This is a genomic window from Brevundimonas staleyi (assembly GCF_041893865.1).
GTDB lineage: Bacteria > Pseudomonadota > Alphaproteobacteria > Caulobacterales > Caulobacteraceae > Brevundimonas > Brevundimonas staleyi.
In genome coordinates, this window is record NZ_CP169082.1 from 2,163,041 (window position 1) to 2,184,110 (window position 21,070).

24 protein-coding genes are annotated in these 21,070 nt (G+C 65.3%); 9 read left to right on the plus strand and 15 right to left on the minus strand.

Annotated elements, in window-relative coordinates; translation table 11 throughout:
- Positions 1–326 precede the first annotated feature (326 nt).
- Positions 327–2,876: an NAD-dependent epimerase/dehydratase family protein gene (locus ACETK8_RS10960; protein ID WP_289648447.1), complete on the plus strand. Its 2,550-nt coding sequence runs from the start codon at positions 327–329 to the stop codon at positions 2,874–2,876.
- Positions 2,877–2,998: 122 nt separating this feature from the next.
- The gene (locus tag ACETK8_RS10965; RefSeq protein ID WP_289648448.1) at positions 2,999–3,379 is read left to right on the plus strand and encodes a copper-binding protein; all 381 of its coding nucleotides are present in this window, start codon (positions 2,999–3,001) and stop codon (positions 3,377–3,379) included.
- 65 nt (positions 3,380–3,444) lie between these two features.
- Here ACETK8_RS10965 and ACETK8_RS10970 read toward each other — a convergent pair whose 3' ends face one another.
- The 3 genes from ACETK8_RS10970 to ACETK8_RS10980 form a co-directional block, all read right to left on the minus strand.
- Positions 3,445–3,858, minus strand: a complete 414-nt coding sequence (locus ACETK8_RS10970) for a four-helix bundle copper-binding protein (RefSeq protein ID WP_289648449.1) — start codon at positions 3,856–3,858, stop codon at positions 3,445–3,447.
- 145 nt (positions 3,859–4,003) lie between these two features.
- The gene (locus tag ACETK8_RS10975) at positions 4,004–4,495 is read right to left on the minus strand and encodes an isoprenylcysteine carboxyl methyltransferase family protein (protein ID WP_153921638.1); all 492 of its coding nucleotides are present in this window, start codon (positions 4,493–4,495) and stop codon (positions 4,004–4,006) included.
- A complete protein-coding gene (locus tag ACETK8_RS10980) occupies positions 4,495–5,562 on the minus strand; it encodes a type III polyketide synthase (RefSeq protein WP_289648450.1) in 1,068 nt (355 codons plus the stop codon). The genes ACETK8_RS10975 and ACETK8_RS10980 overlap by 1 nt, the downstream gene beginning before the upstream one ends.
- Positions 5,563–5,955: 393 nt before the next feature.
- On the opposite strand from ACETK8_RS10980, the gene ACETK8_RS10985 reads away from it, so the two are divergent.
- From ACETK8_RS10985 to arsH, 5 genes are read left to right on the plus strand one after another with little or no spacing between them, the layout of a single operon-like run.
- Complete coding sequence (locus tag ACETK8_RS10985) at positions 5,956–6,291, plus strand: ArsR/SmtB family transcription factor (protein WP_153921644.1); 336 nt, start codon at positions 5,956–5,958, stop codon at positions 6,289–6,291.
- Between the two features lie 9 nt (positions 6,292–6,300).
- Positions 6,301–6,723: an arsenate reductase (glutaredoxin) gene (arsC, locus tag ACETK8_RS10990; protein WP_153921647.1), complete on the plus strand. Its 423-nt coding sequence runs from the start codon at positions 6,301–6,303 to the stop codon at positions 6,721–6,723.
- Positions 6,723–7,817, plus strand: coding sequence for an ACR3 family arsenite efflux transporter (gene arsB, locus ACETK8_RS10995; protein WP_153921650.1), 1,095 nt, complete (start codon positions 6,723–6,725; stop codon positions 7,815–7,817). The genes arsC and arsB overlap by 1 nt, the downstream gene beginning before the upstream one ends.
- Entirely contained in the window at positions 7,817–8,233 is a 417-nt protein-coding gene (locus ACETK8_RS11000; RefSeq protein WP_153921653.1) for a GNAT family N-acetyltransferase, read from the plus strand. Before arsB ends, ACETK8_RS11000 begins: the two co-directional genes overlap by 1 nt.
- Entirely contained in the window at positions 8,233–9,036 is an 804-nt protein-coding gene (gene arsH, locus ACETK8_RS11005) for an arsenical resistance protein ArsH (protein ID WP_153921656.1), read from the plus strand. Before ACETK8_RS11000 ends, arsH begins: the two co-directional genes overlap by 1 nt.
- Positions 9,037–9,047: 11 nt before the next feature.
- Here the strand turns inward: arsH and ACETK8_RS11010 are convergent, their stop codons facing one another.
- The 3 genes from ACETK8_RS11010 to ACETK8_RS11020 are packed head-to-tail and all read right to left on the minus strand — an operon-like array spanning position 9,048 to position 10,942.
- Positions 9,048–9,731: a hypothetical protein gene (locus ACETK8_RS11010; protein ID WP_289648451.1), complete on the minus strand. Its 684-nt coding sequence runs from the start codon at positions 9,729–9,731 to the stop codon at positions 9,048–9,050.
- A gap of 13 nt (positions 9,732–9,744) precedes the next feature.
- A complete protein-coding gene (locus ACETK8_RS11015) occupies positions 9,745–10,341 on the minus strand; it encodes a zeta toxin family protein (protein ID WP_153921660.1) in 597 nt (198 codons plus the stop codon).
- Complete coding sequence (locus ACETK8_RS11020; RefSeq protein ID WP_153922254.1) at positions 10,331–10,942, minus strand: GcrA family cell cycle regulator; 612 nt, start codon at positions 10,940–10,942, stop codon at positions 10,331–10,333. Before ACETK8_RS11020 ends, ACETK8_RS11015 begins: the two co-directional genes overlap by 11 nt.
- Positions 10,943–11,128: 186 nt before the next feature.
- Here ACETK8_RS11020 and ACETK8_RS11025 point away from each other — a divergent pair, with 186 nt between their 5' ends.
- The gene (locus ACETK8_RS11025; RefSeq protein ID WP_153921663.1) at positions 11,129–12,079 is read left to right on the plus strand and encodes an S-4TM family putative pore-forming effector; all 951 of its coding nucleotides are present in this window, start codon (positions 11,129–11,131) and stop codon (positions 12,077–12,079) included.
- On the opposite strand, the gene ACETK8_RS11030 is transcribed toward ACETK8_RS11025, so the two are convergent.
- The 9 genes from ACETK8_RS11030 to ACETK8_RS11070 form a co-directional block, all read right to left on the minus strand.
- Positions 12,080–12,964 carry a CBASS oligonucleotide cyclase gene (locus tag ACETK8_RS11030; RefSeq protein WP_153921665.1) on the minus strand — a complete coding sequence of 295 codons (885 nt, stop codon included), beginning with the start codon at positions 12,962–12,964 and terminating at the stop codon, positions 12,080–12,082.
- Complete coding sequence (locus ACETK8_RS11035; RefSeq protein WP_152950375.1) at positions 12,961–13,464, minus strand: HORMA domain containing protein; 504 nt, start codon at positions 13,462–13,464, stop codon at positions 12,961–12,963. The genes ACETK8_RS11030 and ACETK8_RS11035 overlap by 4 nt, the downstream gene beginning before the upstream one ends.
- Entirely contained in the window at positions 13,464–13,907 is a 444-nt protein-coding gene (locus ACETK8_RS11040; protein WP_374035985.1) for a hypothetical protein, read from the minus strand. Before ACETK8_RS11040 ends, ACETK8_RS11035 begins: the two co-directional genes overlap by 1 nt.
- A 13-nt stretch (positions 13,908–13,920) precedes the next feature.
- A complete protein-coding gene (locus ACETK8_RS11045; RefSeq protein WP_221233698.1) occupies positions 13,921–14,730 on the minus strand; it encodes an AAA family ATPase in 810 nt (269 codons plus the stop codon).
- A gap of 589 nt (positions 14,731–15,319) precedes the next feature.
- The gene (locus ACETK8_RS11050; RefSeq protein WP_374035986.1) at positions 15,320–16,603 is read right to left on the minus strand and encodes a GrpB family protein; all 1,284 of its coding nucleotides are present in this window, start codon (positions 16,601–16,603) and stop codon (positions 15,320–15,322) included.
- 195 nt (positions 16,604–16,798) lie between these two features.
- Positions 16,799–18,241, minus strand: coding sequence for a tyrosine-type recombinase/integrase (locus ACETK8_RS11055; protein WP_289648453.1), 1,443 nt, complete (start codon positions 18,239–18,241; stop codon positions 16,799–16,801).
- A 276-nt stretch (positions 18,242–18,517) separates the two neighbouring features.
- Positions 18,518–19,264: an FkbM family methyltransferase gene (locus ACETK8_RS11060; protein ID WP_374035987.1), complete on the minus strand. Its 747-nt coding sequence runs from the start codon at positions 19,262–19,264 to the stop codon at positions 18,518–18,520.
- Positions 19,265–19,359: 95 nt separating this feature from the next.
- Positions 19,360–19,578 carry a DUF2842 domain-containing protein gene (locus tag ACETK8_RS11065; RefSeq protein ID WP_374035988.1) on the minus strand — a complete coding sequence of 73 codons (219 nt, stop codon included), beginning with the start codon at positions 19,576–19,578 and terminating at the stop codon, positions 19,360–19,362.
- Positions 19,578–19,841: a transglycosylase gene (locus ACETK8_RS11070; RefSeq protein ID WP_374035989.1), complete on the minus strand. Its 264-nt coding sequence runs from the start codon at positions 19,839–19,841 to the stop codon at positions 19,578–19,580. Before ACETK8_RS11070 ends, ACETK8_RS11065 begins: the two co-directional genes overlap by 1 nt.
- A gap of 132 nt (positions 19,842–19,973) precedes the next feature.
- Here ACETK8_RS11070 and ACETK8_RS11075 point away from each other — a divergent pair, with 132 nt between their 5' ends.
- Positions 19,974–21,065: a COX15/CtaA family protein gene (locus ACETK8_RS11075; RefSeq protein ID WP_374035990.1), complete on the plus strand. Its 1,092-nt coding sequence runs from the start codon at positions 19,974–19,976 to the stop codon at positions 21,063–21,065.
- The last annotated feature ends 5 nt before the right edge of the window (positions 21,066–21,070 follow it).

Below are 21,070 nucleotides of genomic sequence, written 5' to 3' on the forward strand. Positions count from 1 at the left end.
GCCGCGCGGTGTCCGGTTCGCGACGCGGCGGAGGGCCGTTGGCTTCTCCGCCGCGTCGAGACTTTTTGACTCACCAAGGCCTCAACCATCCGTCGCCCGGCGCCCGCAGCCCTGCGGACAAGCTGAACCGGCGGCTGAGGGAACGGAGCGATGGAACTCACCTTGAAGTACCCGAGTTCGATGATGAGGGAGATGAAGGATATGAGGGACACCAGCGGCATGGCCTCGAGGTCAGACCAGATATCCATGTCCTGGCTGCTGCGGCCCATCGATCTGCCTCCTCAACCTCTAGCCCCCGCATTGGAGCTTTTTGGGCGGTCCCGCCGGTGAACGCCCCGCCCGACGAGCGCGAGACGGTCATCATCACCGGCTCCAGCGGCTTCATCGGTTCGGCCCTCGTCAGGCATCTGTCCGCAAGATATCGGGTGATCGGCTTCGATCGCGATTTGCCGCCACACCCGCCTGCCGAAGCCGAATGCGTCTGCGTTGATCTGACGGACGACGCCAGCGTTCAAGCGGCGTTCCTACGGGTTCGCGTCGCCTATGGCGCGCGGATCGCCTCCGTCATCCATCTGGCGGGCTATTTCGACCTGACGGGCGAGCCCAGCCGCAAATATGAAGAGGTCACGGTCAAGGGGACCGAGCGGCTGTTGGGTGCCCTACAGGCCTTCGAGGCCCAACAGTTCGTCTTCGTCAGCACGATGCTGATCCATGCCTCCACGACGCCGGGCGTTCCGATCAACGAACAGTCGCCGCTCGATGCATCGCTGCCGTATCGCGACAGCAAAATCCGAACCGAACAGTTGATCCGCGAGCAGCGCGGCGCGATCCCGGCCGTCTACCTGCGTCCGGCCGGCATCTACGATGACGGCGGTCACTCCGCCTTTCTGGCCCAGCAGATCGCGAGGATAAACGAGAGGCGTCTGAGTTCTCACGTCTATCCTGGAAGCCTGGCCACTGGCCAACCCTCGCTTCATCTTGACGATCTGCTCGACGCCATCGAGCGTGTCATAGACCGGCGCGCCGCGCTCCCGCCTGATCTGCCGCTCCTGCTGGGCGAGATCGACGCGATGAGTTACGACGATCTGCAGCGCGCTCTGGGACGCCTTATCCATGACGAAGCCTGGGAAACCCATTCCATTCCCAAGGCCGCGGCGAAGGCGGGGGCCTGGGCCCAGAACACGGTTCTGGACGAAGACACCTTCATCCGTCCCTGGATGGTCGATATCTCCGACGACCACTACACGCTCGATCTGACGCGAGCGCGTCAGCTGCTGGACTGGTCGCCCCGACGCTCGCTTCGCGGGAGCCTTCCCGTCATCGTTCAAGGCCTGAAGGACGACCCCTATGCCTGGTATCGCGCCAACGGATTGAACGCGGCCCGCGTCGCGGATGAGAAGGCCGAGAAAGCGGCCGCCCGGCCGCACGACATGGCGCCGGCTGAACATCAGCAGATGATCCAGGACCATGCCCAAGGCATGCGCGGCATGCATTTCGACATGCTTTGGGTTCACTGGCTGACGATGGGACTGGGGCTGTGGCTCGCCACGGTCCCGTTCGTGTTCGGGACATTTACCCAAACGGAGTTCTCGGCAGCGATTCTGAACGTCACGGAGGAACGCGAGCTCTGGGATCCAGCGCTGCGGAACGCCTTGACGGGCTGGAACGACCTGATCTGCGGCGTATTGATCATGATGTTCGCGGCCTTGTCCATGTCGCCCAGAAACGGCTGGGCCCAATGGGCCAACGGCGCACTCGGCGTCTGGCTTCTCGGAGCTTCGCTCCTCTTCTGGGCGCCGAGCGCCGCGGTCTACGCCAACGACATGCTGGTTGGAGCACTGGTGGTCGCCCTGACCCTGCTCATCCCCATGATGCCGGGCATGAGCATGGAAGGGATGATGGACGGCACCAACACTCCGCCGGGCTGGAGCTACTGCCCATCGACCTACGTCCAGCGCATGCCCATCATCGTCATGGGCGCGATCGGCCTAGTGATTTCGCGGGTGCTCACCGCCTACCAGCTCGGACATATCGACAGTGCGTGGGACCCGTTCTTCGACGTTCCCGGCGCGCTGAACGGCGCCGAACACATCATCACCTCCGACATGTCGAAAGCCTGGCTGGTGGCCGACGGGGGAGTGGGCACCATGATCTACATGATCGAGATCCTGATGGGTGCCATGGGCGGTCGAGCGCGGTGGCGCACCATGCCATGGATGGTGTTGCTGTTCGGCGTCATCGTGGTGCCGTTGGGCGTCGTCAGCATCTATTTCATCATCATGCAGCCGATCGCCATCGGCACCTACTGCACCCTCTGCCTGGCCGCGGGCTTGGCCATGCTGATCATGATCCCTTATTCACTCGATGAGCTGGTCGCCATGGGACAGTTCCTCGTGCTCAACAAGCGACGCGGCAGACCTGTCTGGTCGACCTTCTTCCGGGGCGATGCCTTGCCCGGTGGGACCATCGACAGACATCCCGGTTTTGGCGATCCTCTGCCGGCGGCTTTCGCCTCTTCGATCCGGGGCGTCAACCTTCCCTGGACGCTCGTGGCGAGCGCGTTGATCGGGGTCTGGCTAATGTTCTCACGGGCGTCGCTCGGATCGATTCCGCCCATCGCCGACAGCGATCATCTCGTCGGCGCCCTGGTCGTGACGGTCGCCATCATAGCAATGGCAGAGGTTGCTCGACCGTTGAGGTTCCTGAACATTCTTTTCGGACTTTGGCTGATCGCCGCGCCGTGGCTGCTGCACGGATCGAATGTCACCGGCGATGTCGCAGGCATGATCGCCGGTTTGGCGCTGATCGCCCTGAGCCTGCCGCGCGGGCGTCGCAGCGAGGAGCACTACGGAAGCTGGGATCGGCTTATCGTCTGAGCGGCCCTGTCGGGGGGCATGATCACGGCGCCTTTGCTCTCGATGCTCGTTATCCCGGCGGGCTATCTTCTCCTCAGGCGCCGCAAGGCCCGTTCAACCCTCTCAACCCAAGGAGCGACTCCATGACTCGAACCCTTATCTCACTCGCCGGCGCGGCCTTGATGCTTTCGGCCTGCGGCCAACCCGCAGACCCGGCCGCCGAACCGGACGCTGCCGCTCCCGTCGACACGGCTTCCGCGGCCGGCGCGACGGACACGGCGACATCCCCTGCTGCGGGCTCCAGATCCGGCAGCGGCGCGGGCGTGGTCACCGCCGTGGATGCGGCGGCCGGCACCGTGACGATCAATCACGAGGCTATTCCGGCGGTCGGCTGGCCAGCCATGACGATGAGCTTCACGGCAGACCCCGCCGTGGTACAGCAAGCCGCTGTCGGGGATCGCGTCGAGTTCGACCTGACCGTTCAGGGCAACGCGGGTGAAGTCACCGCCATTCGCCCGGAATAGCCGGACTCGCCTTCACCGTTCGTGCGGGGCGTTGTCAGCGCACGCACGGTGAAGGCGGTGCTCCATCAACGGCTCGACGGAGTGATCGTGCCAGCCGCCTCCCGGCACGCCTCTTCGCAGCGGCGGCAGGCCTCGGCGCAGATGCGGCAATGTTCATGCATGTCCGCGTGCTTGTCGCACTCCGCGGCGCAGGCCGCGCAGATGTCGGCGCAAACCTCGAGCTGGCCCTTGATGACCGCCTCGTTGCTCCCCGTGCGGCGCGCGCCGACCGCGCCGGCGGCCGCGCAGACGTCGGCGCAGTCGAGGTTGAGCCGAATGCATTGTACGAGATCGGCGACCATGGCTTCGCCGAGACAGGCGTCGGCGCAGATGCGGCAGGTCGCGGCGCACCCGTAGGCCGCTTCGACGGCGCGGATCAGCGCGTCGTTGGTCGAGCCTTTGACGTGAGGATGGGCGCTGATCATGGACTGGATATGCATGGGATTCTCCGATGGCGGACTCGGTCAACCCGCCGGAACGGCCGCCGTTCCCCGGTGATCGCGTGCGCCGTGAAACGTGAACAGCGTGCCTCCCTGGACGCACAGCTAGGCTGGGATCACGCTGTCCGGTCATGCTCCTGAGGGCCTATCTGCGGTCGGCAAGCGCCCCATCCTCCACCCGAATACGCCACGCCAGAAGCATAGCGTTCGCGATGCTCCATGCGATGGCGATCCAGACCTGGCCGAACGCCAGCGGCAGGACGAGGATTTCGAGGGACGCGATCACATAGTTGGGATGACGAACGAGCCGGTAGGGACCCCGTCTTTCCAACGGCGCGCCGGGCAGGGTGATGATCCGTGTCGTCCAGAAGCGTCCGAGCGTCGCGATGACCCAGAGTCGCCCGAACTGCAGCACCACGTAGAACGCAAGCCAGACGGGATGCGGAACCGTCGCTGGCGGCGTGGCGAGTGCGATCGCCGCGAGCCAGCTGGCGTGCAGCGCGATGAACAGGGGATAGTGGCGGGCGCCGACTTCGACTGCGCCCGATGCGATCAGCCGTTGTGTGTTGCGATCCGCCAACCAAAGTTCCCAAAGACGCTGGATCGCCACCAGACCGATCACCAGCCACAGCCACATCAGGGGTGCACCAGCATCAAGCCGGCGGTGAAGCCGGGGCCCAGGGTGGTGAGCAGAAGAGGCCCTTCCACTCCGTCCTCGAGCATGGCCTTAAGGACGAACAGCACCGTCGCGGCGCTCATGTTGCCGTGAGCGCGGAGCACCTCCCGCGTGTGGCTGAGCGTCCCCTGGGTCAACTCGAAGCAGATCTCCAGCGCGTCGATCACCTTGGCCCCGCCGGGATGGCAGACAAAGCCGCCGACATCCTTCGCCGTCATCCCGTTATCGGCGAGGAACTGCGTCGCCACCGGCCGGAAGTCCTCCTGAACGAGAGTCGGAATGTCTCGACTGAAGACGACCTTGAGCCCGTCGTCGGCCACCTCCCAGCCCATGACATCCAGACTGTCAGGCCAGGTGTGTTCGCGACTGGCGCCGAGAACGGGCCCTTTGGCGTCGTCACGACAGCTGATCACCGCGGCCGCCGCTCCATCGCCAAACAGGGCGGTCGCGACGAGGTTCGATTTGGATCGGTCCTGGGCCCGGAAGGTGAGGGCGCAAAGTTCGACCACAAGCAGAAGCACGCGCTCGTCCGGATGGGCCATCGCGATGTCGGCGGCGCGCGCGAGCCCGACCACGCCCCCGGCGCATCCGAGGCCGAAGACAGGCAGACGCCTTACGTCGGGCCGGAAAGGCATCACCGTCATCAGCCGGGCGTCCAGCGCAGGCGTGGCTATGCCGGTCGTGCAGACGACGACGACCGCGTCGATATCCTGCGCCGTCAACTCCGCCTCGGCCAGCGCCTTGCCCGCGGCTTCGGCCAGCACGGCGACCGCGTTCTCAAGGAACAGATCATTTCGTTCGGAGAAGCTGTGGGGCTTCAGATACCACTCGATCGGGACGCAGGAGTGCCGTGTCTCGATCAGGGCGTTTCTGTAGATCGGAGCCAGACGTTCGAAGCCGCCATGAGTGGTGGCGAACATCTCGGCGCCGTTCGCTGCCACATCCTCCTGTTGCAACGTGAATGGCGGCCAGGCCAGGGCGAGGGCCTGCAGCCGAGGGCGAGTGTGTGGCAAGCGACGCTCCAGCATTCGGGGAACCCACAAACACGACGCCTGCCGGTCACTCTCAAAGCACCGGCGAACAGACGAGGTTCCTGTGACCCGCAGTCCATATGCACGCCTTGAACACGACTTCGCCGGATCAGTTAAGGTCGCGCACCAGGCGCCGGCTTCCTGGTCCTCGCCGGCGGGTGCGCTGCTGGAGCGATGCCCGGATTCCTTGTCTGTCCCGCCCAGGATCCGGACGCGCTGGCCCGTTCGCATGCTGACCTAAACGACGACGATCCTCATCTCTCCGAGGGACAAAACCGGGGAGGGATGAGCCACGCGCATCCGTTCGTGATCGACGGGCGGCATCGTCGGTGGCCTTCAAAGAGCAACTTGAAGCCTTGATCTTCTCCAGATTTCCAGAATAATCGAATTATGGAATCAACGGCAGCAGTTCTCGCTCTTTCGGCCTTCGCTCAATCGACTCGAATGGAGGCGTTCCGTCTGCTGGTTCGACACGAGCCCTTGGGGCTGCCGGCGGGCGAGATCGCGGATCGGCTGGCCGTCCCGGCCAACACCCTGTCGTCCCACCTCGGCGTCCTCACCCGGGCCGGCCTTATCAAGCCGGAGCGCCGCAGCCGCTCCATCGTCTATCGCGCCGATCTGGATCGGCTGAGAGACCTGGTCCTGTTTCTGCTGAAGGACTGCTGCGGAGGGCGCGCGGACCTTTGCGAGCCGCTGCTCAAGGAACTCGCGCCCTGCCGCGACTGAGGATCACCGATGGACGTCATCATCTACCACAACCCCGCCTGCGGGACCTCGCGCAACGCCTTGGAGCTGATCCGGCACGCCGGCGTCGAGCCGCATGTGATCGAGTATCTGAAGACCCCGCCGTCGCGGGAGAGGATCGCCGACATGGCAGCGCGGGCCGGCGGCTCGCTGCGGGATCTGCTGCGCGAGAAGGGCACGCCCTTCGCGGAGTTGGGCCTGACCGACGAAACTTTGTCCGACGACCAGCTGCTGGACGCCATCGAGGCCCATCCCATCCTGCTCAACCGGCCGATCGTCGTCTCGCCCCTGGGCGTAAAACTGTGCCGTCCGTCCGAGGCGGTTCTGGACCTGCTTCCGGCCGGCAATCTGAGGCCCTTCACAAAAGAAGACGGCGAGGTCGTCATCGACGCCGACGGGAAGAGGGTCCGCTGATGGTCGACACGCCCGTGGTCGACACGCCGCGTGAGGCGCCCCGTCGGCTGTCCTTCCTGGACCGCTGGCTGACGCTGTGGATCTTCGTCGCCATGACGGCCGGCGTGGCGCTGGGAACCCTCGTTCCGGGACTGCCGGGCTGGGTCGACGGCCTCTCGATCGGGACGACCAACATCCCCATCGCCATCGGCCTGATCCTGATGATGTACCCTCCGCTGGCCAAGGTGAAGTACGAGGCCCTGCCCCAGGTGTTCGCCGACAAGCGGGTGCTGGCCCTGTCCCTGGTCCAGAACTGGGTGATCGGGCCGATCCTGATGTTCGCCCTCGCCGTGATCTTCCTCAGGGATCAGCCGGAGTACATGACCGGGGTCATCCTGATCGGCCTGGCGCGCTGCATCGCCATGGTGCTGGTGTGGAACCAGCTGGCCCGGGGCGACAACCAGTATGTCGCCGGCCTGGTGGCCTTCAACTCCCTGTTCCAGATCGCCTTCTTCAGCGTCTATGCCTGGATTTTCCTCTCTGTCCTGCCGCCGCTGTTCGGCCTGGAGGGCAGCGTCGTCGACGTCAGCGTCTGGACGATCGCGGCGGCGGTGCTGGTCTATCTGGGCCTGCCGTTCCTGGGCGGCTTCCTGACCCGCCGCGTGCTGATCGCGCGCAAGGGGGCGCACTGGTACGAGACCCGGTTCCTGCCGCGGATCGGCCCGCTCACCCTGATCGCGCTGCTGTTCACCATCGTGGCCATGTTCAGCCTCAAGGGCGGCGAGGTGGTCGCCCTGCCGCTCGACGCCCTGCGCATCGCGGTTCCGCTGACGATCTACTTTCTGGTCATGTTCGTGGTCAGCTTCCTGATGGGCCGGCTGATCCAGGCCGACTATCCGCGCACGACGGCTCTGGCCTTCACCGCCGCTTCCAACAATTTCGAGCTGGCCATCGCCGTCGCTATCGCGGCGTTCGGCCTGGCCTCGCCGGTCGCCTTCGCCGCCGTCATCGGCCCGCTGGTGGAGGTGCCGGTCCTGATCCTGCTCGTGTCGGTCGCCCTGTGGCTGGGGCGGCGCTGGTTCAAGGACACGGCCCCGATGACGAAAGCCGGCTGATGGTCGTCCTGCATCCGCTTGAGCCGGACGACGCCGGCTTGATCGCGGCTCTGAGGGCTGAGGACCTGCCCGCGCCTGGCGCCGGCCGCTACTTCAGCGCTGATCACGATGGCGCCGTCGTCGGCTACGTCGGGCTGGAAGGGGAGGGGCGCGATCTGCTGATCCGCTCCCTCGTTGTGCTCGCCGATCGGAAGGCGCGCGGCGTGGGAGCCCGGGTGCTGGCCGCTGCCGAGGTCGTCGCCGGCGACCTGGGCGCCGCACGCCTGCATCTGCTCACCACGACGGCCGAGCCCTTCTTCGCCCGGAACGGCTACCGGGCCGCGAGCCGCCAGTCGGCGCCGGAGGCGATCCGGCGGACCCGCGAGTTCGCGGGGCTCTGCCCGGCGTCGGCGGCCTATCTGACCAAGGACCTCTGATGACCTTCGACCGCCTGAGACCGCTGCCCGATCCGGATCATCTGCCGGCCTTGGACAAGGCCTATCTCTCCGCCGATCCGGCCCGCGGTCTGGGGCCGCACCACCATCCGCCCCGGATCCTGCTCCTCTACGGATCGCTGCGCGAACGGTCCTACTCGCGCTTCTGCGTCGAGGAGGCGGCCCGCCTGCTGCAATGGATGGGATGCGAAACCCGCATCTTCGACCCGTCCGACCTGCCCCTTCCGGGATCGCCCGGCGACGACGACCATCCGGCGGTGCGCGAACTGCGCGAGCACGCTCTTTGGTCCGAGGGCATGGTCTGGTGCAGCCCCGAGCGGCACGGGCAGGTCTCGGGCCTGTTGAAGCTGCAGATCGACCATCTGCCCCTGAGCATGGGCGGCTTGCGCCCGACCCAGGGCCGAACCCTGGCCGTCATGCAGGTCTCCGGCGGGTCGCAGAGCTTCAACGCCGTCAACACCCTGCGATTGCTCGGCCGCTGGATGCGGATGATCACCATCCCCAATCAGTCGAGCGTGGCCAAGGCCTTCCAGGAGTTCGACGACGCCGGGCGGATGAAGCCGTCCGCCTACTACGAGCGCATCGTCGATGTGATGGAGGAACTGGTGCGCTTCACGATCCTGATGCGCCCGCACTCGGCGCAGCTGGTGGACCGTTACTCCGAGCGGAAGTCCGCGGGGACGGCCATCGACGCGGCGAACGACCTTTCTTCGATCGCGATAGCGCCCACATCGCCAGGCGGGGCAAAGATGCCCAGCCCAGGGCAGGCGGATCGCTCGAAGTGATTCAGCGTCGTCTATTTTGGTCTAGACCAAAAGCCGGTCAAACTGAACGTGCAGGTGTAGTCGCGACCAGAGCGGTTTCTGGCCCGCCAAGCCCACCTCTGTCGAAGTGCAGCTGCGATCAGGGCGTCTCGAGCACCCGGCTCAGTAACCGGGAGACCCTCGCCGAGCCGAACGCTGGCCGCCTGGGCCAATCGATCGGGATCCAACGCACGGGCCCGCTCGAGCACCCTGGGCACAAGTTCGGTCCGGTCCTCGGCGAGCCGATGCATGCCTAGAAGAAGAGCGACAAGCAGAACCTCCGCGTTCAGACCGCTGGGGACGGATGGCGTCCTGCGAAAATCGTAGGTTAGGCCGCCGAGCTCGAACCGGCCTTGGCGCCGGAGATTGTAGACGATCGATTCATTGTAGAGCTGTGTCGTCCCGACCCCGAGGCCGTTGAACGCGCTCGGGGACATCATCAGAAAGCGGTCGTCCTTGAGGAAGGCCTTGATCAGCTTCTCCGGCCTTGCGGGCGCCCTGCCGAACCGGCTCTGGCGCGGCGCCATGTAGGGGCCGTGGGAAACCTTTTCCAGATGGCCCTCGACCACGAGCCGACGCACATGGCGATCAAGGGCGCTGGACCCCTTCGCGAGGTCCCGACGACGATAGACCTCGCCGGGTCGCAGCTGCCTCCTGAGGTCATCGAGAGCCGACATGCCGCCGCCGACCCTAGAAGGGCACCAGGCCCCGGAGCACCGGGCGCGCCCAGTCCGGAAGCGGGGGCGAAAGGGTGATCCTGGCCCCCGCCTTTTCACAGAATGGGCGGAGAAGGGCAGGGGCGCCGTGAGTGTTGTCGAACAGGACCGCCAGATCGGCCTGTTCAAGCGCTTGGGGCAGCAGGTCCAGCGTCCGGACATAGCGCTGACGTATGCGATCTTCAGGCACGTCGTGACCACCCAGCAGGACTCTCTGGGCGACGCGCGCCACGTTCAGAGAGGGGGATTCCGTCGCAACGAAATAGAGAGCGGTTCGAAACCCACGCGTCTTGGCCTCCCGCAGAACCTCGATCTTGGACGGATGAGACATCACGGTCTCGAACGAGAAGCTTCGTCCGGCCTCAAGGCAAGCCTGCCGCTCATCGGCGGCGATCTGCTGCGCTTCACGGACGCGCGCGCCATAGGCGCCTTCCAGCGTCTTGGCGATCTCGTCGGGATTCACATAGTGGCCGAGATCGACCCCGTCCGCCCTCAACTGGTTCGTCAGGGTCGTCTTGCCGGACCCGTTTGGCCCCGCGATCATCAGGACGAACGGCGGCTCAGAGGCCAAGCCGGCGTCGCACTTCAATCTGGAGGTCGGCGGCTCCGAAAAGCGGCGTGACGGCTGCGCCTTTCACGGCTGCTCCGGCCTTCGCACGGTTTGCGGTGGGTAGAGGTGAGCCTCGCCTTGCAGTGGGAGAGTAGGCGACGCGCGCGTGCTCGGAGCAGTAGACGCCTTCGGATGCCCGACGACCGCAGAAGGTGAACTCGCGTGAAGACGGATCACCGATCGGCCACTTGCACATGTGGGCGCCGAGGGTGAGCACCGTAGCGGTGCCGTCCGCCACTTCCATTAGTCGGACGCGGGCCGAGGCCGGGCGGGTTGATGGCCGTCCGCCGGACAGGCCCAGCTGATGCACCTTGCCGATGACGTCATTTCGGGTGATCCCACCGAGCCGCATCGCGATCTGGGTGGCGCTCAATCCGTCGAGCCAGAGCGTCTTCAGCAGATCGAGCCGTGCGTCGTCCCACGGCGGCGGGGTCGCAGGTTCGGCTTCAAACGCAGCAAGAGGAACGTCGGCGCGCTTCGCCTCATCGGCGGCGGCGCGGGACGCTCGGGCCCCGGCTTCGACGAGGTCTTCGAAACTCAGATCGAAAGGCGTTGGTGCCATGCGATTCATATAGCGAATATAGGGGCCGATCGATAGGGCGTCACTGCCGCGTCGCGGAAACAGAATGTGCCGTCGATTTCAAGGTCGCGCCGTGATCACGTCTGATCGAGCACCAGTCCAGGGCGACCATCACCGCGTCATCACTTGAAGACGGCAGCGGGATAGACACGCCCGGCGACCGGTCGGATGCGGATCGCCGCTTCCATCGCGCCGATGGTCAGGCGACAAGCCCGTATGAACGATATCCCGGCACGCCAGAACAGACCCGAGAATCTCCAGCTGATGCGGGCGCGCCAGGAGATGTTCCACCGCGCTAAGCTCATCTTTATCCTCCAGCTGATCCTGACCGTCTTTCTGCCGGTGGTCGGAGCGGCCACAGGTCTGTTCGTCGAGGAAGCGCGTTCGGGCGTGGCGGCATTCAGCCTCGTAGTCACCTTGCTGGACATCACTATTCTGGATCGCGCCCAGCGCCGTTTCGTGCGGAGCGGCGCAAAAATCGCCGAATGCTTCGACTGCTCCGTGCTGCAATTGCCTTGGAACGGCTTGAGCGCAGGAAGACGTATCGATCCTGAGATCATAGAGGCTGCAGCAGAAGCCTGGTCGAAACGCCACAGCGACAAAGGCATCCTTGACTGGTACCCGGCCGAAGTCGGCAGCACGAGTCTGGAAGCCGGGCGGTTGCTCTGTCAGCGCAGCAGTCTCTGGTACGATGTCACCCTTCGGCGCTTCAACGGCTCGATTGCCCTGGTGCTGGCGATCGGCATCCCAACCGCCTTTCTCATTGCCTGCTGGGTCGTCCGGCTGCCGCTGAGCGACGTCGCCGTGACCTGGATGCCAGTGGCCCCGGTGCTGGTCTGGTCCGTTCGGGAGCACTTCAGACAGAAAGACACGGCCGAAAGCCAGGACCAGACGAAGAGCGAACTGGAGTCTGTTCTGGCGAGGGTGGAGGCGGAGGCGATTTCAGCAGACGACGCCCGCGACGCCAGCCGCAATATTCAGAACGCCCTATATGCGCGTCGGGTGTCCAGTCCTCTGGTCATGCCGGGCCTCTATGAGGCCCGGCGCGCCTACCTGGAAAGACATATGAAAGCCGGCGTCGCTGCGAGGCTGCGCGCCGCCGGCTCTACACCCGACTGATTAGGCCGCCGGGAAGAAGTCGCCGAAGACGCCTTTCCAAATCCGCACGGCCTCTGTCTCGCTGCCCTGCGCCTCGGCACGATAGGCGCGCGTTGCGGCCATCTCGGCGTCTCTCAACGTCTGGCGAGCCACGGCGCATTTGGCGGCCGTCATCTCGTCGGATACCGGCGGCCCCAGTCTCGCCGGATCGCTCCAGGTGTCGTCGATGCTGGCCGCAGCGGCGGCGAAGAATCGCCGGGCTTCGTCGGGGAAGCTGTTGAACGGACCGTCAACCAGATCGAGGGCCATGACTTCGACAAGGAAGGACGGTTGGATCGGCTTGCCGTTGGCCCGGTTCCAGCTTTTCAGCATCTTTACGAGCGGCACCCAATTTCCGCTCAGCGTCTTGTTCTTCGCCGTCGTCAGGTCGTTGTGGGTCGCGGGGTTCGTCTTGATCCACTTGCCGAGATCCTCGTCGGGAATCTCGTAATCCGATCCCGACTGGAACGCCGGGACGACGTCCAGGCTGACGACCTTGCCTTCCTCATGCTGGGTCTGGTGGCGTTTTTCGAACCAGACGGTCACGCACCGACGGTCGCGCTCCACCTGACCTCGCCCGTACGCATCAACGAGGCACGTCTCGAGGTCGTCCAGAACGGCCTTCGGGTGCGCCTTGCGTCGGTGGTCCTCCTTTGACCCCAGACAGACAAAGATATCGATGTCCTTGAGCGGCTTTGTCTTGGTGTGTCGCCCGTAGGAGCCGGTCAGGAAGTCGTGGTCGACGTGGAAGGCTTCCTGCACGGTGGCGCGGACATCCTTCTGCCGACGGCTTGCATCATCCTTCTCGGTCTGCGTCAGCTCCAGGCGGCTTTTGAATGTGGCGAATGCGTCGCTGACCTTGGTCATGCCGGCCTCCAGTAGTTGAGCCCGGCGGTGATGTCGTGGGTGGCGATCGCCGTGCCGGTGGACCGGCTGACGAGGCCGGCCGTCGAGAGGTGCGATGTGCTGGACATTCCCGGAACTTCCGGTCGGCCTCGCTTGCAGCTCAGGATGATCCGATAGGTGCATCCGGTCGGCGGGCGACCGACCTTGTCGATCGTGCGCTGAACGTGGTCCCGGTCGACCCACATGTCATCGTCGACTCCGCTGCCGTCGTAGGTGACGGGGAAGTCCCAACGCAACTGCAACGTGCTCGATCCCGGCTTGAAAAACTCGATGGTCACGACTTCGAGATGGCCGCTCTCGAGCCAGGTCCGGGCGGCCGGTCCGACGATGGTCCAATCGTCCGCCAACTGTTCCGGCGATAGCCCGGCAGCCTGAACGATGCGTTTCAGCTGGTTGCGCATGTGATCCGCCACGAAGGCGGCGGTGTGCGTGCGGGTATAGGTGAAGGTCGAGACAGCCATCAGCTCGCAGCTCCCCAGTTGATGCTGAGAGCCGCCGATGTGTCGTTGGCGGCAGTCGAGGCGTCCTGTTCGGTGTCCGTGGGACCGGAGCCGAGGACGTGGACCGCGAGGCGAGGAGCCCGTGTTTTCAACGTCTGCGTCACCCAGTCGAGATCCTCCGGGTCACAGGGCACATGGAGGGTCCAAGCCTTGCCGGTGGGGTTCCAATCGAGAGGCGCGACCTCGGCGCCGCGGGCTACCGCGTCCGCGCCGTAGGCGCCGTAGATCACCAGGCGATGTCCGTCCCCCTTCAGGGTCAGCGGATGTTTGGCGTAGTGGTCCTCGGAAAGCAGAGTGGCCATGACGCTCGCCGCCGCCGTGAGCTGGCCGGCGTCGATCGAATCCGGCCGCGTGATCAGAGCGATGATCTCGGACCAGGTTTCGGCTCCCGTGCGGACCGGCACGGACGCGATATCTCTACGCAGCTTCACGGCCGACCTCCTTGTTCGCCTGGGTCGAGGCCTTGAGGGCCGCCAGCACCTGTTGGCTTGTGACGAGGTTGGGGTCGCGAGCGGTGGCGATGGAGCCCGCCAGGGCGCTGACCACGGCCTTGCGCAGGCGGCGGCCGTCCATCCCGCTCGATGCGGCGACGAAAAGGCTCATGTCGTTCGCAAGGTTGCGGATCGACGGCCATTGGCGGCCCAGCCCTTCGAGGGTGTCGCGGATGATTTCCGCCCGGGCCTCGTTATTCGGAGGCGGGATGTACTCGATCAGATCCGCCCGCGAGAGAAAGGCGCTGTCGACGGCCTGCGGATAGTTGGTCGTGGCGATGAGCAGGATATTCTTGTGCTGGCGCGTGAGGAGATCGAGGCTGGCGAGGACCGCGTCGGTCGCACGATGAACATCCACGGGGTTGGCTTCGAGGCTCATCTTCTTGCGGTCGGCCGCGAGGGTTTCGACCTCGTCCAGCAGGACTACGGCGAAGCCGCCCATTCCCGCCTCCGGGATGGTCTGGTTGAACAGGGTCGTGACCTGCTGCTGGCTCTTGCCGAGCGACGCGCTGGCGAGCCCGTGCGGATCGACCTGGATGAAGTTCACCTTCGAAGGGGACAGCATCGCGGCGACCTTGGTCGCCAGCCCGCGGGCGAGCGTGGTCTTCCCCGTGCCGGGGACGCCGGCGAGCACGATCAGGCCGTGCAGCGGAGCGACGTCGAAGGAGACGGCGCGTCGGACGGTCAGGGCCAGAGTCGCCTGGGCGACGAGCCGGTCCTTGACCGCCTTGTCCATCTTGATCGAGTCCCAGGCGGACTCGAAGGCGGGATCGGGGAGGGTGCAGCGATAGGCAATGCCGGAACTCATACGAGAGTCCTTTCGATTCAAGGGGAGATGAATCCGAGAGGGCGCTCAGTCGCGGCGACGGTTGTGTGCTCGCGAACGCGATGCATAAGATCGCGCCGCCGACCCGAATGAGTCGGTAACCGGAGAGAGGGCGGCCTTCTTTTGAAGACCTGCAAGTCGGGACGGTCGTCCTCTCCCCACCATGTTCATGCTGACATCGTCAGGCACGCTCCTTCGTCTGATACGCGAGCCGCGCCCGAACACGGCGTCGGCGGATCGATCGAATTCAACGGAATTGGCACAGCCGAAACCCAACCCGGACAGACTCGATATGTTGAGTCGGGTCGCAGGGAAAGGGATCGTTAACCCGTTTTCACTCTGAGCCGATTCGTCTCACGTGTCGAAACTTTCGTCAAGATGTAGTGGCGCGCAGGGTCTGAACCGCAATAGACAGCGTTTGCGACCCCAATAACACGCCTCTGGCCCACCGACCTTCCACAGCTTTCGATTGCCTGAAGCCGAGGGTGACGGCGGGAAGTCAGGACCGCTTCGCCGCCAGGTAGGCCCGCCAGCGACGCGACAGGTCCCGACGTCGCCACCGATAGACGAGCGGCGGGACGACAGGCGCGCTCTCGACGGCGGCGTTGTAGTCCGACATCAGGAGGAGAACGTCGGCCTCCGGATAGCCCCGGGCCGCAGTCGTCTCGATGCGCCGGAAGATTTCAGCGATGGCGTGGGCGGCCTGATGATGACCGAGTAGGGCGCCGAGAACGTCGGATGACAGAACGAACACCAGCGCCGCGATCATGACCCGAGCCGCGTTGATCTGGGCGTCAGAGGTCAGGTCGACGACGCCGCGCCACGCGGCGGCGCAGAGCACCAAGCCGATAACAACGAGAATGGCGGCCACGACGCCCGCGCTCGTCTTCTGGAGATCGCCCGTCCAGTAGGCCGACTCCTCGACGAGCTCCGCCGCGCGTTGAAAGCCCGGGCGGCATCGGCTCGCGAAATAGTCTTCCTCCCGCACGAGGCGGCGGCCGCGGATCGAAAGCGCGAACCCGTCGAATATGCGGAGCCTTTGGGCCGGCGAAACGGACTGGCCGAGCCCGCTGGCCAACAGGACTGCCCGGCGCGCCTGATTGCCCGCGGTCCGGTGCCGCCCACCGCGTCGACCGATCTCGAACCAGGCGAGCGCAAGAGTGAACCCGACGAAGGCAAAGGTCAGCAGGGTGGGTCCGTCGTTGAAGAATACGGAGCCCGCGGCCACGACCGCGACGAGGAACTGAGTAGAGAGTGAAGCGACCTGAAGCTGCTGGGCGCGATCCAGCTCGACCCGCTGATGGGTTAGGAGGCTGGAGTTGCTGAAGGCGTCGGCGATCTCGATCAGGACGCCCTCGACGAACATCGCCTTGCCCGACGTGTAAGCAGGCAGGTCTTCCGCGTGTTTCTCGGCCAGAGCGGTTTTCAGCGCCGCGTACTGTTGAACAAGGCCCTCGTCGTGCGCCAACGCATCCCGAAACGCCACCATGCGCTCGCCCCACTCGGAGTCGGTAGGCACCAGATGAAGATTGAAAGCCGGGCTGTCCGGCGTGCCGGTGCGGGTAAGGAACCGCCGTGGGTCAGCTCCTCCAATCTTCTCCTCAACGCGGTAGCCCTGGTTCCTTAGGGATCGCGAGACAGCGTCCGCCGCTTGCCAGTCCGTTAGAGTGACGAGAATGTCTATGATCGGCTTCGCCGGCAGATCTGCGACTGCGGTGCTTCCGACGTGATCAAAGAAGCACTGGACTTGGCTATCGGACTTCAGCCGATCGGCTTCGGCCATGAAGGCGGCGGACCATCCGGTGTCGTGATTCACGAGTGCGACGGGAGTCTGACGGAGCTCGCGAGGCCTGCTGATGGCGCGCCATGCCTCCCCGGCCGCATTGATGAGAACTTTAGGCAACCCGTGAATTGTCGTCATCGCGTTCTTGTCCCGCGATCCAAACACGGCGTCCAGTCGCGCGCCTTCTCCAAGGCCTCAGAACACCGACGCGATTTCTGTACCGATGGGGCCTGCGGATGGGTTGTAAAAACGCAGCGCAGAGCGGGCCGTCGTGGCGTAGTCGGGGGTATCTGATACCCGGTCGGCGGATGCGCCCACGACCGCGAGAAGGAGCGTCTCCAGCTGGGTGATCGCGGCGCGCTTCTCCGCCATGTAGTTGTGCTGGACATAGACGGCCATGGTGATCGGCGATCCGCCGCCGAGATCGCCGGCGTGGTTGAGAAGCTTCGACAGGATGAAAGGACTGACGCCAGCGATCGCGAGCCGGGTCGCGCCGCTGCGACGCAGGTCGTGCGTCGTCAGGTCGAGCGACCCGATCCCCTCCCGGATATCTCGCATCGCATGGCTGATCGCGGCCGGCGACAGATAGGGGACTGTCTTGCTGCGACCCACGAAGACATAGGGCGATGGATCGTCCCCGGGAGCGGGCTCGGATCGGAGCGCGATGGCTTCCCGGATCAGACCGATCGCCGTGGCGCAGAGCGGAACGGCCGTCACCCGACCGGCCTTGGTCTTCTCCGCGGGGATCGTCCAGACCGCGGCATTGAAGTCGATTTCAGAGATGCGCATCGCCGCGATCTCGCCCCGCCGCTGGAGCGTCAGCATCGCGAGCTGAATGGCGATACGGACCGGCCGACTGACCATGACGGGTTCGTCGCGGCCGCCGGGGAGGGGGCGCCGCAAGCCTGTGGGATCGATCAGGGCCCTCCACAGCGACCGCGTCTCCTCATCCGTCAGGATGCGGGTGCGGGGAATTTCCTCTGCCAGGTCGACGAGCTCGCCGGCTGGATTGCGGGCGATCCTGCCTTCGAGGACGCCCCAGGCGTAGATCTGCCGCAGGAGGCCCCGGACTCGGTTCGAGGTGATGCCGCGACCAGCGTTCAGGAGATCGCGCAGCAGCTTACGGACCGCGTCGCGGGTGAGCGCCTCGACCCTGATCGAGCCGAGCGCTGCGAGATACTTCTTGTAGAGATAGCGCTCGGCCTTGATCGTCTGCGGGCGCTTGCGCCGGCGGCTGGGGCGGTACTCTCCCGTCTCGCAGACGGCGAAGTAGGCCTCGGCCAGATCATCGACCGTACGAATGGCCTGGGCTTTGGCCTCGGCCTTGGCGACCTGTCGCGTGGTCGCGGGATCGCCGCCGTCATCGACCTCCGTTTGAATCTTCCTCGCCCGTGCTCTCGCGCCGGCTACCGTCAAAGCCGAGGTATCGCTGATCGCCTGCTCGGGCGGTACGTAGTGACCGAGCCGGATGCGCGGTTGACTTCCGTCCGGTCGGCGATACCTATAGCCCCAGATACGGGTGTCCGAAGACACCCTCAGATACAGGCCTTTCACGGCGGTATCCCAGAGCTCCAGACGGCCGCCTTCGGTGGCCTTGGCCGACGCAACCGTCCGGTCCGTGAGCTTCAAAGTCGGCATCCCGATCTCCGATGAGCGCCCTTTGCTGGGGCACATATGGGGCACAGATTGCAGCAACTCGAAGAATACGGGTGAAAAGCGGTGACGTCAAAAACATTATCAGAAACAAGCGGTTAGAACAGTCCTGACCAGTAGTGAAATGTCCTGAAAACAACCTCAGGGTAGGCTGGGGGTCAAGGGGTCGCAGGTTCGAATCCTGTCGCTCCGACCATTCTCACCGAATGGTTGGCGAGATCGAGTTGGGCGGCCGGAGCGATCCGGCCGCCCGATTTGTTTTCAGCTCCAGAACAGGGTGTTTTCGCCCATCGGCAGTTCGCGCGGATAGATGTCGCGCAGCAGCGACAGCAGGACGTCCGCCTCCGCCTGGAACCAAGGCGCCTTCTCGGGTCCCCACGCCTCCACGATCACGGCGGGCCGTTCGGCGCGGAGGATGTCCTCCGCGCCCTGGATGATGTCCAGTTCCATCCCCTCGACGTCGATCTTGATGAAGTCGTAGCCGCTCGCGAGCGGCGCGATCGGGATCTGGACCTTCTCGACCGTCGGCACGGTCAGGGCGAAATGCTCGCGCACGTCGGCGCGCAGGGAAAAGGCCCCGGCGTTGTCGAGGGCGCGTGGGTCCGCGGCCTCGACCTCGATGACGCCTGACGTCCGGCCCACGCCCTGGTGCAGCGGGCGGATGACGTCCTGGAAATCATTGAGTTCGATATTGCGCACCAGGTCGGCGTAAATCGCCGGCTGCACCTCAAAGGCGTCGATCTGCATCGGCATGCGGTGTTTGGTCGCCAGGGACATCATCTGGATGCTGAACAGGCCGATGTTGGCTCCCGCATCGGCGCCGCGAATGACCGCCTCGCGTCGCGGCAGCACTTTCAGCAGTTCAAGGCACAGGTTGATCTCCCACTGGCCATAGTGACGCAGGTGGCGCGCGATGTAGTCCTCCGGGTTGGAGAAGGCGTAGCGGCCCTCGTGGCCCTGGATGATCTCCGGCGTGGCGGTGGACGTGGGCGGTGTGGTGGCGGTCATGAGGCGCTCCTGGTTCGCTCTTGCGACAAGCGATCAGAGGGTTTTGCCCGACCGTATTTCAGTCCGGGCGGAAGAAGAACAGTCCGGTCGGAGCTTCAGCCCTTGGTCCGTTTCAGAAACGGCTTGCCCTCGGCCCAGGACATCAGGGGCAGGAGAGGGACGCCCCACAGGGTTCCCGCCAGGCCGTAGTAGGCCAGGGTCGCCAGCGGATGGTCCGGCACATGGCCGCCGACGGCGATGACGGCCCAGATGTAGAAGGTCAGGAAGGCGAGGATGCAGACCGAGGCGATCGCCCGACGCGCGCGCAGACCCATCAGCGTTTGCTCCGGAACAGGTAGTAGGCGACCTGGGCGATGATCGCGCCGCCGCCGGACCAGAACACCCAGCGGAACTCGTCCATGGTGGAGGCCCCGAAGACCCGGACGGCCAGGAACCAGCCGCAGACCGCGCCGGTGGAGGCGACCAGCAAGGCGGCGAACAGGCCCCGCCGTCCGGTCATCAGATCGGCGATCCAGGCCAGGGCGATAACCCCCACCACGGCGGTCAGGATATCGGCGTATTCGAGCACGACTTGCACCAAGGGCCTCCCGGCGAGGCCTCTGCGACCTCGCATTCTGACTTCGGACTTTGATCTCGCCACGATCGGAGGGCATACCGCCCCGGTCGTCCCGAAAGGCGACACTGTATCCGTCGGAGCGTCAGGCGTCGAATGAACCGTTTCGGAAAGACCGACCAGTCGAAAGCCATCGCGATCTGGCTGTTCCTGTCGGCGGCCATGGTGTTCGCCATGGTGGTGATCGGGGGCATCACCCGACTGACGGGCTCGGGCCTGTCGATCACCGAGTGGAAGCCGATCATGGGCGCGATCCCGCCCCTGAACGCGGCCGAATGGACCGACGCCTTCGAAAAATACAAGGCGATCCCCCAGTACGCCCAGGTCAACGCGGGCATGAGCCTGTCGGAGTTCCAGGGCATCTTCTGGTGGGAATGGCTGCACCGGCTGGTCGGGCGGTTGATCGGGATGGTGTTCGCCCTGCCGTTCTTCGCCTTCCTGCTGTTCCGTTTCCTGCCGGAGCGGTCGTTCCTGGGTCGGATGGCCATGCCGACGCGGCTGATCTGGCGCTGTGCGGTCCTGCTGGCCCTGGGCGGGCTGCAGGGGCTGATCGGCTGGTGGATGGTATCGTCGGGTCTGTCGGAGCGGGTCGATGTGGCGCCGGAGCGGCTGGCGACGCATCTGGGTCTGGCCCTCATCATCTTCGCCGGCCTGATCTGGACGGGTCTGGAAGCCTGGTTCGGGGAGGAGCATTCGCGCTCGCCCGCGGGCTGGAGCCGGGGCGCCGCCGTCCTGCTGGGCGCGGTCTTCGTTCAATGCCTGCTGGGCGGCCTCGTCGCCGGGGCCAAGGCGGGCTTCATCTACACCGACTGGCCGCTGATGAACGGCGACATTCTCGCCCCCGTGGCGTGGGACATGGGGGCTCTGGCCTTCCTGCACGACCAGGCCCTGGTCCAGTTCAATCACCGGATCTTCGCCTACGCCCTGCTGATCGGCGGGACCGTCTATGCGGTCCAGGCCTGGCGTTGGCGGCTGGCCGAGGGGCTGGGCGTTTCGGCCTTCGTCGTGGCGGCGGCCCTGTGGCTTCAGGCCGTGCTCGGCATCGTCACCCTGATCAACGCCGTGCCCATGTGGCTGGGCGGACTGCATCAGGCGGGAGCGGCCCTCGTCCTGGCGGTGGCGACGGCCAATCTGTGGCTGGTCCGCCGCTCCCAGCCCCGGCTTTTCATGTCCGGACCGCGCCGCTAGTCAGG

Bases quoted from the DNA above. Each gene is read 5' to 3' on its own strand.
- arsC (WP_153921647.1), top strand. From the start codon at position 6,301: ATGGACGTCATCATCTACCACAACCCCGCCTGCGGGACCTCGCGCAAC.
- ACETK8_RS10965 (WP_289648448.1), top strand. From the start codon at position 2,999: ATGACTCGAACCCTTATCTCACTCGCCGGCGCGGCCTTGATGCTTTCG.
- ACETK8_RS11065 (WP_374035988.1), bottom strand. From the start codon at position 19,578: ATGGGTCTGCGCGCGCGTCGGGCGATCGCCTCGGTCTGCATCCTCGCC.
- ACETK8_RS11075 (WP_374035990.1), top strand. From the start codon at position 19,974: ATGAACCGTTTCGGAAAGACCGACCAGTCGAAAGCCATCGCGATCTGG.
- ACETK8_RS11035 (WP_152950375.1), bottom strand. From the start codon at position 13,464: ATGGCTGTCTCGACCTTCACCTATACCCGCACGCACACCGCCGCCTTC.
- ACETK8_RS10980 (WP_289648450.1), bottom strand. From the start codon at position 5,562: ATGCTGGAGCGTCGCTTGCCACACACTCGCCCTCGGCTGCAGGCCCTC.
- ACETK8_RS10975 (WP_153921638.1), bottom strand. From the start codon at position 4,495: ATGTGGCTGTGGCTGGTGATCGGTCTGGTGGCGATCCAGCGTCTTTGG.
- ACETK8_RS11000 (WP_153921653.1), top strand. From the start codon at position 7,817: ATGGTCGTCCTGCATCCGCTTGAGCCGGACGACGCCGGCTTGATCGCG.
- ACETK8_RS11010 (WP_289648451.1), bottom strand. From the start codon at position 9,731: ATGTCGGCTCTCGATGACCTCAGGAGGCAGCTGCGACCCGGCGAGGTC.
- ACETK8_RS11030 (WP_153921665.1), bottom strand. From the start codon at position 12,964: ATGACCAAGGTCAGCGACGCATTCGCCACATTCAAAAGCCGCCTGGAG.
- arsH (WP_153921656.1), top strand. From the start codon at position 8,233: ATGACCTTCGACCGCCTGAGACCGCTGCCCGATCCGGATCATCTGCCG.
- ACETK8_RS11045 (WP_221233698.1), bottom strand. From the start codon at position 14,730: ATGGACAAGGCGGTCAAGGACCGGCTCGTCGCCCAGGCGACTCTGGCC.
- ACETK8_RS11055 (WP_289648453.1), bottom strand. From the start codon at position 18,241: ATGCCGACTTTGAAGCTCACGGACCGGACGGTTGCGTCGGCCAAGGCC.
- ACETK8_RS11060 (WP_374035987.1), bottom strand. From the start codon at position 19,264: ATGACCGCCACCACACCGCCCACGTCCACCGCCACGCCGGAGATCATC.
- ACETK8_RS11050 (WP_374035986.1), bottom strand. From the start codon at position 16,603: ATGGCCGAAGCCGATCGGCTGAAGTCCGATAGCCAAGTCCAGTGCTTC.
- ACETK8_RS10970 (WP_289648449.1), bottom strand. From the start codon at position 3,858: ATGCATATCCAGTCCATGATCAGCGCCCATCCTCACGTCAAAGGCTCG.
- ACETK8_RS10985 (WP_153921644.1), top strand. From the start codon at position 5,956: ATGGAATCAACGGCAGCAGTTCTCGCTCTTTCGGCCTTCGCTCAATCG.
- ACETK8_RS11025 (WP_153921663.1), top strand. From the start codon at position 11,129: ATGCGGATCGCCGCTTCCATCGCGCCGATGGTCAGGCGACAAGCCCGT.
- arsB (WP_153921650.1), top strand. From the start codon at position 6,723: ATGGTCGACACGCCCGTGGTCGACACGCCGCGTGAGGCGCCCCGTCGG.
- ACETK8_RS11020 (WP_153922254.1), bottom strand. From the start codon at position 10,942: ATGGCACCAACGCCTTTCGATCTGAGTTTCGAAGACCTCGTCGAAGCC.